General features: G+C 69.6%; 12 protein-coding genes and 1 pseudogene. 7 read left to right on the forward strand and 6 right to left on the reverse strand.

From position 1 onward, the window contains the following. Positions 1-30: 30 nt before the first annotated feature. Positions 31-357, forward strand: coding sequence for a DUF4326 domain-containing protein (locus BUS84_RS11405; RefSeq protein ID WP_074311209.1), 327 nt, complete (start codon positions 31-33; stop codon positions 355-357). Positions 358-404: 47 nt separating this feature from the next. Here BUS84_RS11405 and BUS84_RS11410 read toward each other — a convergent pair whose 3' ends face one another. Together BUS84_RS11410 and BUS84_RS11415 are read right to left on the reverse strand one after the other, a co-directional pair. Next, complete coding sequence (locus BUS84_RS11410) at positions 405-1895, reverse strand: CoA-acylating methylmalonate-semialdehyde dehydrogenase (RefSeq protein WP_074311211.1); 1491 nt, start codon at positions 1893-1895, stop codon at positions 405-407. Further along, complete coding sequence (locus BUS84_RS11415) at positions 1892-3181, reverse strand: aspartate aminotransferase family protein (protein ID WP_074311213.1); 1290 nt, start codon at positions 3179-3181, stop codon at positions 1892-1894. The genes BUS84_RS11410 and BUS84_RS11415 overlap by 4 nt, the downstream gene beginning before the upstream one ends. Before the next feature lie 124 nt (positions 3182-3305). On the opposite strand from BUS84_RS11415, the gene BUS84_RS11420 reads away from it, so the two are divergent. From BUS84_RS11420 to hydA, 4 genes are all read left to right on the forward strand, one after another. After that, on the forward strand, positions 3306-4910 hold the full coding sequence (locus tag BUS84_RS11420; protein WP_074311215.1) for a PucR family transcriptional regulator: 1605 nt from the start codon (positions 3306-3308) through the stop codon (positions 4908-4910). Positions 4911-5148: 238 nt separating this feature from the next. After that, on the forward strand, positions 5149-6705 hold the full coding sequence (locus tag BUS84_RS11425) for an NCS1 family nucleobase:cation symporter-1 (RefSeq protein WP_084757348.1): 1557 nt from the start codon (positions 5149-5151) through the stop codon (positions 6703-6705). Further along, positions 6702-7544: a nitrilase-related carbon-nitrogen hydrolase gene (locus BUS84_RS11430; protein ID WP_074311217.1), complete on the forward strand. Its 843-nt coding sequence runs from the start codon at positions 6702-6704 to the stop codon at positions 7542-7544. Before BUS84_RS11425 ends, BUS84_RS11430 begins: the two co-directional genes overlap by 4 nt. Continuing rightward, positions 7541-8959: a dihydropyrimidinase gene (hydA, locus tag BUS84_RS11435; RefSeq protein ID WP_074311219.1), complete on the forward strand. Its 1419-nt coding sequence runs from the start codon at positions 7541-7543 to the stop codon at positions 8957-8959. The genes BUS84_RS11430 and hydA overlap by 4 nt, the downstream gene beginning before the upstream one ends. Before the next feature lie 26 nt (positions 8960-8985). Here hydA and BUS84_RS11440 read toward each other — a convergent pair whose 3' ends face one another. Beyond that, positions 8986-10152, reverse strand: a complete 1167-nt coding sequence (locus BUS84_RS11440) for an RNA-guided endonuclease InsQ/TnpB family protein (protein WP_074311221.1) — start codon at positions 10150-10152, stop codon at positions 8986-8988. A 22-nt stretch (positions 10153-10174) separates the two neighbouring features. On the opposite strand from BUS84_RS11440, the pseudogene tnpA reads away from it, so the two are divergent. Beyond that, positions 10175-10774: pseudogene (tnpA, locus tag BUS84_RS11445) on the forward strand (IS200/IS605 family transposase). Next, on the forward strand, positions 10671-11663 hold the full coding sequence (locus tag BUS84_RS11450; protein WP_074311223.1) for a TIGR03842 family LLM class F420-dependent oxidoreductase: 993 nt from the start codon (positions 10671-10673) through the stop codon (positions 11661-11663). The pseudogene tnpA and the gene BUS84_RS11450 overlap by 104 nt, the downstream one beginning before the upstream one ends. Positions 11664-11733: 70 nt before the next feature. Here the strand turns inward: BUS84_RS11450 and qcrB are convergent, their stop codons facing one another. Genes qcrB through qcrC form a run of 3 tightly spaced genes read right to left on the reverse strand, consistent with a single transcriptional unit; the run spans position 11734 to position 15154 of the window. Then, the gene (qcrB, locus tag BUS84_RS11455) at positions 11734-13497 is read right to left on the reverse strand and encodes a cytochrome bc1 complex cytochrome b subunit (protein WP_074311225.1); all 1764 of its coding nucleotides are present in this window, start codon (positions 13495-13497) and stop codon (positions 11734-11736) included. Further along, positions 13494-14357 (reverse strand): QcrA and Rieske domain-containing protein, encoded by an 864-nt coding sequence (locus tag BUS84_RS11460; protein WP_074311227.1) that lies wholly within the window; start codon positions 14355-14357, stop codon positions 13494-13496. Before BUS84_RS11460 ends, qcrB begins: the two co-directional genes overlap by 4 nt. After that, positions 14354-15154, reverse strand: a complete 801-nt coding sequence (gene qcrC, locus BUS84_RS11465; protein WP_074311229.1) for a cytochrome bc1 complex diheme cytochrome c subunit — start codon at positions 15152-15154, stop codon at positions 14354-14356. Before qcrC ends, BUS84_RS11460 begins: the two co-directional genes overlap by 4 nt.

The following is a 15154-nucleotide window of genomic DNA, read 5'->3' on the forward strand; positions in this document are numbered from 1 at the left end:
CTGCCGGGCGGGAACCTGAGGAGCCGAGCCATGCAGGCAACCACAGTGGTCAACATGAAGGGCCACCGCGACGACCCGGCGTACGCCGACGTGCTCTACGTCGGGCGCGCCATGTATCGCGGCGGCTGGCACCTCCCCCGCTCCCCGTTGTCCAGCCCGTACCGCCCCGGCCCGGACGGCACCCGGGACGAGGTCGTCGAGAAGTACCGCGCGTACCTGCTCGACAGCCCCGAACTCCTCGCCCTCCTGGCCGAAGTGCGCGGGCGCAGGCTCGGCTGCTGGTGTGCGCCGGAGCGCTGTCACGCCGAGGTGATCGCGGAACTCGCCGACTCGCCGCCGGCGTCGAGCCTCCGGTAGGAGGCCCGGCAGAGCTGTCTGGTCGACGTGGTCTGCCGACGAGCTGCTCAGCTGTTCTGTGGGAAGCCGAGGTTCACGCCGCCGTGCGACGGATCGAGCCACCTGCTGGTGACCACCTTGGCCCTGGTGAAGAAGTGCACGCCGTGCGGCCCGTACGCGTGCGAGTCACCGAACAGTGAGTCCTTCCAACCCCCGAACGAGTAGTAGGAGACCGGAACCGGGATCGCCACGTTGACGCCGACCATGCCGATCTCGATTTCATTCTGGTACCGCCGCGCGGCGCCGCCGTCGTTGGTGAAGATGGCGGTGCCGTTCCCGTACGGGTTGGCGTTCACCACGTCGACTGCCGCGTCGTAGCTGGGGACCCGCACCACCGAGAGCACCGGACCGAAGATCTCGTCCGTGTAGATGGACATGTCCACGTCGACGTGGTCGAAGAGTGTCGGCCCCAGCCAGAAGCCGGCGTCGTCACCGTCGATCGAATGGCCGCGTCCGTCGACCACCAGCTTCGCGCCGGCGGACCGGCCGGCGTCCAGATATGACCGCACCCTGTCGCAGTGCGCCCCGGTGACCAGAGGTCCCATCTCGCAGCCCGGGCGGCGACCGTCGCCGACATGCACTCCGGCGATCCGCTCGCTGATCTTGCCGACCAGCTCATCGCCGACCGGATCCACCGCCACGACAACGGAGATCGCCATGCAGCGCTCACCGGCCGAGCCGAAACCGGCCGAGACGGCGGCGTCCGCGGCGAGGTCGAGGTCGGCATCGGGCAGCACGACCATGTGGTTCTTCGCGCCGCCGAGCGCCTGCACCCGCTTGCCGTTGCGCGTTGCGGTTTCGTAGACGTACCGGGCGATCGGCGTCGACCCGACGAACGAGACCGCCTTGACCTGCGGATGCACGAGGATCCGGTCGACCGCCTCCTTGTCGCCGTGCACGACGTTGAACACGCCATCCGGTAGTCCGGCCTCGGCGAAGAGCTCCGCCAGGAAATTCGCCGCGGAGGGGTCCTTCTCGCTCGGCTTCAGCACCACGGTGTTGCCGCAGGCGATGGCGTTGGGCACGAACCACAGCGGCACCATCGCCGGGAAGTTGAACGGGGAGATCACCCCGACCACGCCGAGCGGCTGCTGGATCGAGTACACGTCCACCTTGGTCGAGGCGTTCTCGCTGAACCCGCCCTTGAGCAACTGCGGGATGCCGCAGGCGAACTCCACCGCCTCCAGCGCACGCTGTATCTCGCCCGCCGCGTCGGAGAGCACCTTGCCGTGCTCGGCGGTGATGATCTCGGCGAGGTCGGACTTGCGGGCGTTGAGCAGTTCGCGGAACGCGAACATCACGTTCGCGCGGTGGGCGAGGGAGGCGTTGCGCCACCGGGAGAAGGCTTCGCGGGCGGCGGTGACCGCCTCGTCGACGTCCGAGGCGCTGGCGAAATCGACCTGCCCGCCGACCTGACCCGTCGCGGGATCGTACACGTCACCCGTGCGCTGGGCGGTGCCGGTCCATGCCTTGCCGCCGATCCAGTGCGTGATCCTCATGCCGACACCGCCTCAATTGCCTCAGCGAGGATGCCCAGCGCCTCGTCGGCCTCGTCCTCGGTAAGCGTCATCGGCGGCGCCAGCCGGATCACGTTGCCGTGCAGGCCGCCCTTGCCGACCAGCAGTCCGCGACTGCGCGCTTCCTCCAGCAGCGCCGCTGCGGCCGCGGGATTGGGTTCGCCGCCCGGGCCGACGAACTCGAGGGCGAGCATCAGACCCTTGCCGCGTACGTCGCCGACCACCGGATGCGTCGCGGCGAGCGAGCGAAGGCCGTGGATCAGGCGGTTTCCCAGCTTTGCGGCGTTCGCCTGCAGGTCGTGGTCTAGGAGGTAGTTGAGGGTGGCAAGGGCCCCCGCGGTGGAGATCGGGTTGCCACCGAAGGTGGAGATCGAGTTGGCCTGCAGGCAGTCCATGAGTTCCGCGCGCGCGACGACACCGCCGATCGCCAGACCATTGCCGAGTCCTTTGGCGAAGGTCATCGCGTCCGGCACGACGTCGTGCGCCTGGATGCCCCAGAAGTGCTCGCCGGTACGGCCCCAACCGGTCTGGACCTCGTCGGAGACGAGCAGAATGCCGTACTCGTCGAGCACCTTCTTGAACTCGCGGAACAGGCCGTCGGGCGGGGAGGCGAAACCGCCCACGCCCTGGATCGGCTCGACGATCATGCACGCCACGTCGCCGGCGGTCGCGGTTTCGATCACCTCGCGCAGGTCGGCGACGCACGCCTTGACGTAATCGGCGTCCGACAGGTCCTTGAAGGGGCTGCGGTACCGGTAGCCACCGTGCACCCAGCTCACCGTGATCGGGCTGAGCTCACTGGCCGACCAGCCGCGGATGCCGGTGATCGCGACGGTGGCGAACGCGCGCCCGTGGTACGAGTTGCGCAGCGCGAGCACCTGCCCGCTGCGGCGGTGCTGCGTGGCGAGCATCAACGCGGTCTCGTTGGCCTCCGTACCCGAGTTCGTGAAGAACACCTTCGCGTCCGGGATCCCGGACAGATGCGCGATCTTCTCGGCGAGCTCGACCTGCGACTCGATCAGGTACAGCGTCGAGGAGTGCAGCACGCCGGTGTCGAGCTGCGAGCGGACCGCGTCGCTGATCTCGGCCACGTCGTAGCCGATCGAGTTGGTGAGAATGCCGCCGAAGAAGTCGAGGTACGTGCGGCCCTCGCGATCGGTCACCCGGCGACCGTGCGCGCTGGCGATCTCAATCGGCTCCTCGTAATAGAGGGCCAGCCACTTCGGCAGCACGGACCGGTGTCGATGCAGCAACTCCCGATGCGCCATCGCGTCCTCCGTATCTCGTACCTCAGCCGAGTGTCCCGAGACTTCGGTGCTCGCCGCCACCGACAACCTGTACGGGTCGGCATCGATGGCGCTACGTTGTGTGCAACCGCGCAGGGGAGGCCGCATGTACCCGACGGTCGCAGAAGCGGTGGCGCTGCCGGTGATCCGGCGCGGTCGGCCACGCGTCGTCGCGGGGTCCGATGGCATGCAGCGGCCCGTCCGCTGGGTTCATGCGGCGGAGGTCGCCGACATCGCTCATCTGCTGCGCGGCGGCGAGCTCGTGCTGACCACCGGCATCGCGTTACCCGACGAGGAAACGGCACTGACGGCGTACGTGGACGACCTGGCCGCCGTCGGCGCGGCGGGGCTCGTGGTGGAGTTGGTCCGGCGCTGGAGCGATCACGTGCCGGACGCGCTGGTGGCGGCTGCGGAACGACACAGGCTTCCATTGATCACGCTGGCGCGCGAGACCCAGTTCGTGTCCGTCACGGAGGCGGTCGTGGCGTTGATCGTGGACGCGCAGCTCGCCGAGCTGCGGGCGGCCGAGCAGGTGCACGAGACGTTCACCGCGCTCACAGTCGCCGGGGCGGAGCCAGCCGAGGTGTTGCGCGAGGTCGCGAGGATCTCCGGGCTGCCGGTCGTCCTGGAGACGCTGGGGCACGACGTGCTCGCGTACGACACGGCCGGGCAGGACCCGATCGAGCTGCTGACCGACTGGGGGCAGCGATCCCGGTCCGTGGCGGTGTCCCAACGGACCGCCTACGACGAGGAAGCCGGCTGGCTGATCACCGCGGTCGGCGCGCAGGGCGCCGACTGGGGACGGCTGGTTCTGCTCTCGCCAGCCCCTCCCCCGCACCGTCACGTGGTGGTCGCGGAGCGCGCCGCGTCGGCACTGGCGGTGCACCGGCTCGTGGCACGGGATCGGGAAAGCCTGGAGCGGCAGACGCACCGAATGTTGCTCGCACAACTGCTCGGCCAGGCCCTGCCTCCTGCTGATCTGAGCACCCGGGCGGCCGCGCTGGGCGTTGCGCTGGAGCGGCGGAAACTGGTCGGGGTGGCGATCCGACCGGGGAGCATCACGCCGCGCGCCCCCGCACTGGCCACCCAGGAGGTGTTGCGGGACCTCGCAGAGGCCACCGCGTTGGCCGCGCGACGGGTGAGTGTGCCGGCGTTGGTGGGCGTCGTGGACGACACCAGCGTGCGCGCGTTGCTGTCGTTGCCAGCGCAGGCGGAGGTCGATGCGATCCTGCGGCGGTTGGCCAGAGAAGTTCACCGCTCGGCGGCCACTGCCGTGGTGGTCGCCGTCGGCACGACGGTGTCGCAGGTGTCCGATGTGCGGCGCAGTCTCGGCGAGGCCGCACACGTCGCCGGTGCCGCGCTACGCTCCCCCGGCACCAAGGTCTACCACCGGCTCGACGACGTGCGACTGCGTGGCCTGCTGCACCTGCTGCGCGAGGACGAGCGTGTCCGGGCCTTCGCTCACCGGGAGCTCGGACCCCTGTTGGCGCGCGATGACAGCCAGGGCAGCCGGCTCATGGAGCTGCTGCGCTGCTTCTGCGAGCAGGGCGGAAACAAGTCGGCGGCGGCCGGCGCCGCGCACCTGTCACGTACGGCCTACTACCAGCAGCTGTCACGGATCGCGCAGGTGCTCGGGGTGTCGCTGGAGGACCCGGAGTCGATGTTGTCGCTGTACGTGGCGCTGCTGGTGCACGAACTCGACGACGCGTGACAGGTCAAGGTCCGGCAGAAGACCCGAATCCATCCACCGCGACGATTGACAGCTCCGTGCGGACATGCCCGTGGACACAGTGTGCCCCGATCATGGCAAGCGTGGACACTTTGCCGCTGCCCGTGGCGGGTCCGGGACACCCACCATTCCGAGATAAAGATCGTGCTGATCCGCCCCCACCCGCAGCACGCGCCGGTTGGACGGCCGCTGTTGCGGCAGCGTGACAGGGAGGTGACCGATGGCCGTTGAACCCCTGCCCCCCACCGAGACCACCGCGCTCGAGCCGGGCACACAGATCACCCATCCGGATGGCCGAGTCGAGCTGCGCGATTTCTCCACGATCGCCGACAGCCCGTACTTCAACCAAGAGCTCGCCCCGGTGCCCATCGAGAAACGCACCTGGACCACGTACAACTTCGCGGCGCTGTGGATCGGCATGGCGCACAACATCCCCACCTACCTGCTCGCCGCCGGGCTCATCCAGCTCGGCATGAACTGGGTGCAGGCGTTCCTCACCATCACGCTGGGCAATCTGCTCGTCCTGATCCCGATGCTGTTGAACAGCCACGCGGGCACGAAGTACGGGATCCCGTTCCCGGTCTTCGCCCGCGCCTTCTACGGAGTCCGCGGCGCGAACCTCCCGGCCCTGCTGCGCGCCTTCATCGCGTGCGGCTGGTTCGGCATCCAGACCTGGATCGGCGGCGAGGCGATCTACGCGATCGCCGGCAAGCTGCTCGGCTCCTGGTGGGTCGACGCGGCGACGGTGATGGACTACCCGTGGACGCTGTGGGCCTCGTTCTTCCTGTTCTGGGCGATCGAGATGGCGATCATCTGGCGGGGCATGGACACCCTGCGGCGCTTCGAGAACTGGGCCGCACCGTTCGTCATCGTGGTCGCCGTCGCCCTGCTGATCTGGGTGCTGGTCGAGGCCGGCGGGCTCGGCCCGATCCTGTCCCAGCCGTCGAAGCTGGGCTGGGGCGCCGACTTCTGGAAGCTGTTCGCGCCGTCACTGATGGGGATGATCGCCTTCTGGGCGACGCTGTCGCTGAACATCCCCGACTTCACCCGGTTCGGCGGCAGTCAGCGGCAGCAGGCGTACGGCCAGATCCTCGGCCTGCCGACCACGATGTCCTTCTTCGCCATCCTGTCGATCATGATCACCTCGGGCACGGCCGTGATCTACGGTGAGGCGATCTGGGACCCCATCCAACTCGCGGCCAAGTTCGAAAACCCGCTGGTGGTAGCGCTCGGCCTGTTCACCGTCGTGGTCGCCACGCTGTCGGTGAACGTCGCGGCGAACACGGTCAGCCCGGCGTACGACTTCTCCAACGCCGCGCCCCGCCTGGTGAGCTTCCGGACCGGGGGCCTGATCACCGGCGTGCTCGGCATCCTGATCCAGCCGTGGCGCCTGGTGCAGGACCCCAACATCTACATCTTCGTCTGGCTCGGGTTCTACGGCGGCCTGCTCGGCGCGGTCGCCGGCGTACTCATCGCCGGGTACTGGATCCGCTACCGCACCAAGCTCCAACTGCCGGCCCTCTACCGCCCCGAGGGCAGGTACTGGTTCTCCGGCGGGTGGAACTGGCCCGCCATCGTCGCCACCGTCGTCGGCGCGGTCCTCGCGGTGGGTGGCGCCTACTCCGCACCCGGCAAGGGGCCGTTCCCGTCCGACGGGCTCATCCCGTTCCTCAAGCCGCTCTACGACTACAGCTGGGTGGTCGGTCTGATCGGCGGGTTCCTCGTCTACCTGGCGCTGTCGATGCCGCGCACCGCGCACGCGAAGGGGGAAAAGTGAGCAACATCATCCGAGCCGGGCTGGTGCAGCAGAAGTGGACCGGCGACAAGGAGTCGATGATCGCCAACGCGGTCGAGGCCATCCGCAGCGCCGCCTCGCAGGGGGCACAGGTGGTCTGCCTGCAGGAGTTGTTCTACGGCCCGTACTTCTGCCAGATCCAGGACGCGGACTACTACTCGTACACCGAGGCCATCCCGGACGGGCCGACGACCGCGCTGATGCGCGAGGTCGCCGAACAGCACGGCGTGGTGCTGATCGTGCCGATGTACGAGCAGGAGCAGCCCGGCGTCTACTACAACACCGCCGCGGTGATCGACGCCGACGGCACCTACCTCGGCAAGCACCGGAAGAACCACATCCCGCAGGTGAAAGGGTTCTGGGAGAAGTTCTACTTCCGGCCGGGAAACCTCGGCTACCCGGTGTTCGACACCGCCGTGGGGCGCATCGGCGTCTACATCTGCTACGAGCGGCACTTCCCCGAGGGCTGGCGGGCGCTCGGCCTGGCCGGCGCGAAGATCGTTTTCAACCCGTCGGCGACCAGCCGCGGCCTGTCGGAGTACCTGTGGCGGCTGGAGCAGCCCGCGGCCGCGGTCGCCAACGAGTACTACGTCGGCGCGATCAACCGGGTCGGCGTGGAACCGTTGGGCGACAACGACTTCTACGGCCAGTCGTACTTCGTGGACCCGCGCGGGCAACTGGTCGGCGACGCGGCGTCGGACAGCGAGGCGGAGGTCGTCGTCCGCGACCTGGACATGGACAAGCTGGCCGAGGTCCGTGACCTGTGGGCCTTCTACCGCGACCGCCGTCCCGACACGTACGAATCGCTGGTGAAGCCGTGAGCATCGTCATCCGCAACGGAACAATCGTCAACGCCACCGGGGCGCACCCGGCGGACGTGCTGGTCGAGGGCGAGCGGATAGCGGCGCTCGCCGCGCCCGACTCGGGTCTGGCCGAGCAGTGGGCGTCCGGTGCCGAGCGCGTGATCGACGCCACCGGGAAGTACGTAGTGCCGGGCGGCATCGACGGCCACACCCACATGGAGATGCCGTTCGGCGGCACGTTCTCGGCGGACAACTTCGAGACCGGGACAATCGCGGCAGCCTGGGGCGGCACGACGACCATCGTCGACTTCGCCGTACAGGGCAAGGGCACGTCCGTGCTGTCCGCGCTGGACAAGTGGCACAGCAAGGCCGACGGCAACTGCGCGATCGACTACGGGTTCCACATGATCATCTCAGACGTCAACGACACGTCTCTGAAGGAGATGGACGCCTGCATCGACGCGGGCGTCAACACGTTCAAGATGTTCATGGCCTATCCGGGGGTCTTCTACGCCACCGACGGGGAGATCCTGCGGGCGATGCAGAAGGCCCGCGACACCGGGTCGATGATCATGATGCACGCGGAGAACGGCATCGCCATCGACCAGCTCGTCCTCCAGGCGCTGGCCAACGGTCAGACGGACCCGGTGCAGCACGGCCTGACCCGGCCGCCCGAGCTGGAGGGCGAGGCGACCTCGCGGGCGATCGCGCTGGCCAAGGTCACCGGCTCGCCGCTGTACATCGTGCACCTCTCCGCCGCGCACGCCCTGGACGCGGTCACCCAGGCGCGTGACACCGGGCAGAACGTGTTCGCCGAGACCTGCCCGCAGTACCTGTACCTGTCGCTGGAGGATCTGGCCAAGCCCGACTTCGAGGGCGCGAAGTACGTCGCCTCTCCCCCACTGCGCCCCAAGGAGCACCAGGCGGAACTGTGGCGGGGCCTGCGCACCAACGACCTGTCGCTGGTGTCCACCGACCACTGCCCCTTCTGCTTCAAGGACCAGAAGGAGCTGGGCCGGGGAGACTTCTCCAAGATCCCGAACGGGATGCCCGGCGTCGAGCATCGGATGGACCTGCTCTATCAGGGCGTCGTGAAAGGCGAGATCACCCTGCCGCGCTGGGTGGAGATCAGCTCGACCACGCCCGCCAGGATGTTCGGGCTCTACCCGCGCAAGGGCGTCATCGCGCCGGGCGCCGACGCGGACATCACCGTGTACGACCCGACGGCCCAGCAGACCATCTCGGCCAGCACCCACCACATGAACGTGGACTATTCCGCGTACGAGGGCATGGAGCTGACCGGAAAGGTCTCCACCGTGCTGTCCCGTGGCCGGGTCGTGGTCGACGACAACGCCTTCCACGGCGCGGCCGGGCACGGCAGGTTCCTGAAGCGCGATCTCAGTCAATACCTGGTGTCAACTACCCGCCTATGAATGGGCAGGCTTGCAGGTCAGTCCCCCTACTGGATGCAGGGTGATGCCGCGTGCGGACGGTTGACTGCGCCCCAGCCCTCGACGCCGCGCTGGGCGATGTTGAGCGCCGCATTGTGATCGGCGTGGGCAACGACCCCGCACGACCGACAGTGGAAGGTTTCCTGGTCCGGCCGGTTCCGCTTGTCGCGGTGCCCGCAGCCGTTGCAGGTCTGGGAGGTGTACCGCGGGTCGACCTGGACCAGCGGTACACCTGCTCGGCGGGCCTTGTAGTCCAGGAAGCTGCCGAGCTGGTGAAACGACCACGAGTGCAGTGTGACCCGTTGGGGCTTGCAGAGCCGGACCCGTTCGCGGATCCCCGTCAGTTCTTCGACGGCGATGCCGCGACCGGTGCGTACAGCCTCGGTCACGATGGTCTTGGCGATGCAGTGGTTGACGTTCCCGGCGTGCCGCCCTTCCTTCTTGTTGCGCCGTGCCAGCAGCCGTCGGGCCGACTTGGTGCCCTTCTTCTGCAACCGCTTGCGCAACCGCAGCTGCCGCCGGCGGTAGCCGTTGAGCTGGTCGCCCGCGTAGCGAGTGCCGTCGGAGTCGTAGGCGATGTTAGCGATGCCCATGTCCACGCCGAGGAAGCCGAACGGTTCGATCAGTTCAGGTTCGCACACCTCGACGGTGGCGTACAGGAACCACATGCCGTCCCGGAAGATCAGGTCCGACTCGCCGGTCTTGCTGGTGGCGATCGCCTTGAGCTGGTCGGCGGACCCGGTATAGGCGACGCCCTTGAGCCGGCCGTGCGTGGTCCAGATGGACACGGTCCGGGCATCGGCCTGCCAGGACAGCATCCGGGCGTCATAGGGCTGGGCCGCGTTCCAGCGGAACCCGATCGGATTGGTCTCCACCTTCCGGCGCCGCTTCGAGCCGGGCTTGCCGTAGGTGCCAGCCCGCAGGTTCGCCTTCAAGGTGGCGTAGGCGTCGGAGACCTTCTTGATCACATGCTGGGCCGCCTGGGCACCCAGGGCGTAGTCAGCCTTGATACCGGCGTAGACCTGCTTACGCAGGTCGTAGTTCCGGTACACCCCGGTCTCCCGGGCCACGGCCGCCACGTCGGACGCCGCCGTGTTGCACGCGCGCAGGGTCGCCTCCAACGCCGACGCCTGCCCGGACGTCGGCAGCAGCTTCACCTGCACGACCAGCTTCACACGACCACCGTAGCTTCGGCCTATGTCACCCAGATGGACCCCACACCCGGATGTTCGCCGAGGTCGCTCAGTCGTCCACAACCTGCGTGCCCACTTGGTCCTCACCACGAAGTACCGGCGGGGCGCGCTCACCTCAACCCCATCCTCACTCGCTGCCAGCAGATCATGGCCGACGTCTGCACCGACTTCCGCGGAGCTGCGCGAGTTCAACTGCGAGGACGACCACGTCCACCTGCTCGTGCATTACCCGCCGGCCCTCGCACTGTCGAAACTGGTCAACAGCCTCAAAGGCGTATCGGCCCGCCGACTGCGCTAGGAGCACGAACCGCACCTGCACCGGTACCCGTGGGGCGCGCACCTGTGGTCCCCGTCGTACTTCGCTGGGTCCTGCGGCGGCGCACCACTCGCCGTGGTCAAGGAGTACATCGAAAACCAGAAGCATCCCGGTCCGCAACAGCGTTCCTCCGGCCCTGAAGGACCGGGGTTCCCGCCTAAGCAACTGTTGAAAAGGAGAAGCGATGGACTTCGGTGTCGTACTTCAGACCGACCCGCCGGCGCGCGACGTCGTGGCCGGCCTCACCGCCGCCGAGGACAACGGGTTCCGCTACGGGTGGACGTTTGACTCCTGCGTGCTGTGGCAGGAGCCGTTCGTCATCTACTCGCAGGTCCTCGCCGCAACCAAGCACCTGATCGTCGGGCCGATGGTGACCAACCCGAGCACCCGCGACTGGTCGGTCACCGCGTCGCTCTTCGCCACGCTCAACGACATGTTCGGCAACCGCACGGTGTGCGGGATCGGCCGCGGCGACTCGGCCCGGCGGGTCATCGGCCAGCCGCCGGCGAGCCTGGCCACGCTGAAAGAAGCGATGCACGTCATCAAGGAGCTGGCCGAAGGCAACGAGGTCGAACACCACGGCACGCCGGTGCGCATCCCGTGGGTGCGGGACGGCCGGCTGGAGATCTGGATGGCCGCCTACGGCCCGAAAGCGCTGCGGCTGGTCGGCGAGCAGGCCGACGGCTTCATCCTGCAGACGGCCGATCCCGACATCGCCCGCTGGACGATCGGCTCGGTACGCGATGCGGCCACCGCAGCAGGTCGAGATCCCGACTCGATCACGATGTGCGTGGCCGCACCCGCCTACGTGGGCACCGACCTCGCGCACCAACGGGACCAGCTGCGTTGGTTCGGCGGCATGGTCGGCAACCACGTGGCCGACCTGGTCGCCCGCTACGGCGACTCGGGAGTCGTGCCGAAGGCCCTGACCGACTACATCAGGGGCCGCGCAGGCTACGACTACGCCCACCACGGCCGCGCCGGCAATCCGTCCACCGACTTCGTGCCCGATGAGATCGTCGACCGGTTCTGCCTCGTCGGCCCCGAGTCAGCCCACGTCGACCGGCTGCAGGAGCTCAAGGAGATCGGAGTGCACAACTTCGCCCTCTACCTCATGCATGACGACAAGGAGAAGACCCTCTCCTCGTACGGCAAGAACGTCATCACGCAGGTCTGATCCGGCTGAGCGGTCCACGTGGCCGCCGGAGCGGTCTGGGGACTTCCCTCCACGCGCCCCACCAGGTGTGTCATGTCCGCCCATCCCCGGTCGGCGCCTCTTCCGCCGGCTCCGGCGGCGTCGGGCCGTCCACCCGTTCCCGCTCCCGGCGGTCCCGCCGTTTCTCGACGAGGGCTGCGAGCAGCAGCGACCCGACGGCCGCCGCCCGGCCCCAACGGCGCAGGGCGGCGCGGATCGGCCCGGGCGGTGGCGCCGGCGGCGGTCCGGGCACCACCACCCGGTCGACCCCCGGGTACGCGAGCCGGGAGGCCGAGATCGCTTCCTCCTTCGAGCGCAGGGCCCGGTTCCCGCCGATGACGAGGTGCCGGGCCTCGTCGCGGTATCGCCAATGCCACAGGTCGCCCTCCGGCCACAGCTCGATTCGCTCCCCCGGCCTGTCCGGGGCGGGTGTTTCCGGTTCACCCTCGCCCTCGGGCGGGTGAGGCGAGCGGTGGGCGGCCCGCCGCAGGTCCGCACGGGTGAGTTCGCCGACGCCGGCTGCGCCGCCGCGGTGCAGCGCCCGCGCGGTCAGGAAGGCGAGCGCCCCGGCCAGGATCGGCAGGACGAGCACCAGCACCTGGAACATCGACAGCAGGTCGTAGATCGGCACCCGCAGCAGACGGGCGATGATGTCGTCGCCGGCCGCCACCGTGAGTACCGCGTAGAAAGTCAGCGCGGCCACACCGATGCCCATCCGGACGGGATGGTCGCGGGGCCGGTCGAGCAGGTGGTGCTGCCGGCGATCGCCGGTCAGCAGCCGTTCGACGAACGGCCACGCGTAGAGGACGAGGAAGGTCAACCCGCCGAGCACCACGCCGGGGAAGAACGGCGCGGGCACCAGATGCCCGGCGACGCGGAACTCCAGCGGCGGGAACAGCCGCAGGGCCCCATCACCCCAGGCGACGTACCAGTCGGGCTGGGCCGGCGCGGTGGACTGGGCCGGTTCGAAGGGCCCGTAGAGCCAGACCGGGTTGATCTGGATCAGGCCGCCGAGGGCGAACAGTACCGCCAGCACCCAGGCGAACAGGGCGAGCGTGCGCAGGGTGTAGCTCGGCCACAGCCGGGAGCCGACGACGTTGTGCTCGGTTCGCCCCGGACCGGGGAACTGGCTGTGCTTCTGCCGCACCAGGATGCCCATGTGCAGCGACACGAGGGCGACGAGGACGGCCGGCACCAGCAGCACGTGGGCGACGAACATCCGGGGGATCATCTCGTCGGAGGGGAACTCCCCGCCCAGGGCCAGGGAAACCAGCCACGCCCCGAGCAGGGGGATCGACTCCACCACCGAGGTGATGATCCGCAGGCCCAGCCCGGAGAGCAGGTCGTCGGGCAGGGAGTAGCCGGTGAAGCCGTTGGCCAGGGCGAGGGTCAGCATGGTCACGCCGATCAGCCAGTTGAGCTCACGGGGTTTGCGGAACGCCCCGGTGAAGAAGATCCGCGCCAGGTGCAGCACGATGGCCGCGACGAAGACCAGCGCGGCCCAGTGGTGGGTCTGCCGGATCAGCAGGCCGGCCCGGACGTCCCAGCTGAGCCGCACCGTCGAGGCGTACGCCGCGGAGGTGGTGGCGCCGTCCAGCGGGGCGTACGCACCGCGGTAGACCCGGTCGGCGGAGCTGGCGTCGAAGAAGAAGGTCAGGTAGACGCCGGTGAGGATCAGCGCGATGAACGAGTAGAGCGCGATCTCGCCGAGCATGAACGACCAGTGGTCGGGAAAGACCTTCACCAGCGCCCGGCGGGTGATCGGCGAGAGCCGTAGCCGGTCGTCCAGGGCCCGGGCCAGCCGGTCGGTGATCATGGTGAGCTCCAGAAGCCCGCGCCGGGCGGCGCGGTGAATTCACCGGTCGCGCGGAGGAAGCCGTCCGGTCCGACCTCGATCGGCAGCCCTGGCAGCGCCCGGGCCGCCGGACCGGCCACCGGCCGGGCATCTGCCAGCAGGTCGAAGGAGGACTGGTGGCAGGGACAGAGCACCTGCCCGGTGCCCTTGAGGTAGATCCGGACCGGGCACCCTGCGTGCGTGCAGAGCAGCGAGTAGACGACCAGCCCGTTCAGGTGGCCGGCGGAGGGCGGGCGGGAGAAGCGTTCGGGATCAAGGCGGACCGCGAATGCGGGGCCGTCCCCGGTGTCGAGGTGGCCCTCGGGAAAGATCCCGACCGCGGTGCCGGCGGGCACGTCCTGCAGCCGAAGTGGCCGTCCGTCCGCGGTGACCAGCCGCACGCCGGGTCCCCATGGGGTGTCTCTGCGTGCCTTGAGCGGGTGGGCCCGACCGGAGGGCAGTAGGGAGCGCAGCGGGAACAGCGCGGCGGCGCCGAGCGCGCTCAGCGCGAGCCCGAGCGCGGCGAGCAGGCCCCGCCGCCGCACCGGGCTGTCCGGCGCGGCGAGCACCGCGGCGGTCATCGCCTGCTCGCTCGGAGGCGGCGCGAAGCCCTCGTGCTCCTCGACGTACCCGTCGACCGGCACGAGCCGCCGGCCCCAGATGGCGAGGCCCACGGCCAGCCCGGCGAAGGCCACCGCGAGGCAGACCCCCTCCCAGCGGGTGTCGCCGCCCACCGCGTACGTCGCCGCGAAGCCCACCGCCCCGGCGGTGCTGACCAGAAACGCGACGACGATCCGGCGACTGGCCGCCCGCTCGCTCGCCGAGGGACGCCGCGCGCTCACTCCTCCGCCCTCCTGCCCAGCCACCGAGCGGCTGCCACCAGCAGACCCAGGACGGCCACCCAGGCGACCAGTCCCTCGGCGAGCGGGCCGAGCCGACCGAGGGGGTTGCCGCCCCGGTCCAGCCGCTCGCCGCGGAGCCGCTGCACGTACGCGGTGAGGTCGTTGACCTGCTGGTCGTTGAGCACCTGGCTGGGAAAGACCGGCATCAGCCCGGGGCCGACCCGGACCGCCTCGGCGACCTGCGTCGCTGTGGCGTCGTACAGCGGCGGGGCGGTCCAGCCGTCGGTCAGCGCGGTGCCCGCGCCGGTGGCCCCGTGGCAGGGTGCGCAGTTGGCGGCGAAGATCTCCTGACCGGAGGCCAGGCTGCCCGGGGCGACCCGGGGTATCTGCGGACCACCCCCGCCGAAGCTGGCGACGTGGCCCACCAGTGCGCGGATGTCGCCGGCCGAGAACACCGGTTCCGCGCGCCGGGCCTGCTGCTGCTCCCGCGACAGCGGCATCCGTCCGGTGGAGACCTGGAAGTCGACCGAGGCGGGGCCGACGCCGATCAGCGACGGGCCCCGCTGCGTGCCCCGCCCCTGCTCGCCGTGGCAACTCGCGCACTGCTGCAGGTAGAGCTCGGTGCCCCGGTCCGCCGGGTTCGACGACGGCGCGGACGCGGCCGGGGTCGCGGCCCCGGGGGTCGGCTCGGGGGCGAGCGCCACCGGACCGGCGGCGAGCACCAGCACGGCTCCGACCGCGAGCATCCGGCGGGGATGCAGGGTGAGCCGCCGGGCCGCGGCTCGTGAGTGCCGCAT

Source organism: Micromonospora cremea (genome assembly GCF_900143515.1).
In the GTDB taxonomy this organism is placed as follows: Bacteria; Actinomycetota; Actinomycetes; order Mycobacteriales; family Micromonosporaceae; genus Micromonospora; species Micromonospora cremea.

Bases quoted from the DNA above. Each gene is read 5' to 3' on its own strand.
- qcrC (WP_074311229.1), bottom strand. From the start codon at position 15,154: ATGCGGCACTCACGAGCCGCGGCCCGGCGGCTCACCCTGCATCCCCGC.
- qcrB (WP_074311225.1), bottom strand. From the start codon at position 13,497: ATGATCACCGACCGGCTGGCCCGGGCCCTGGACGACCGGCTACGGCTC.
- BUS84_RS11420 (WP_074311215.1), top strand. From the start codon at position 3,306: ATGTACCCGACGGTCGCAGAAGCGGTGGCGCTGCCGGTGATCCGGCGC.
- BUS84_RS11425 (WP_084757348.1), top strand. From the start codon at position 5,149: ATGGCCGTTGAACCCCTGCCCCCCACCGAGACCACCGCGCTCGAGCCG.
- BUS84_RS11415 (WP_074311213.1), bottom strand. From the start codon at position 3,181: ATGGCGCATCGGGAGTTGCTGCATCGACACCGGTCCGTGCTGCCGAAG.
- BUS84_RS11405 (WP_074311209.1), top strand. From the start codon at position 31: ATGCAGGCAACCACAGTGGTCAACATGAAGGGCCACCGCGACGACCCG.
- BUS84_RS11410 (WP_074311211.1), bottom strand. From the start codon at position 1,895: ATGAGGATCACGCACTGGATCGGCGGCAAGGCATGGACCGGCACCGCC.
- BUS84_RS11450 (WP_074311223.1), top strand. From the start codon at position 10,671: ATGGACTTCGGTGTCGTACTTCAGACCGACCCGCCGGCGCGCGACGTC.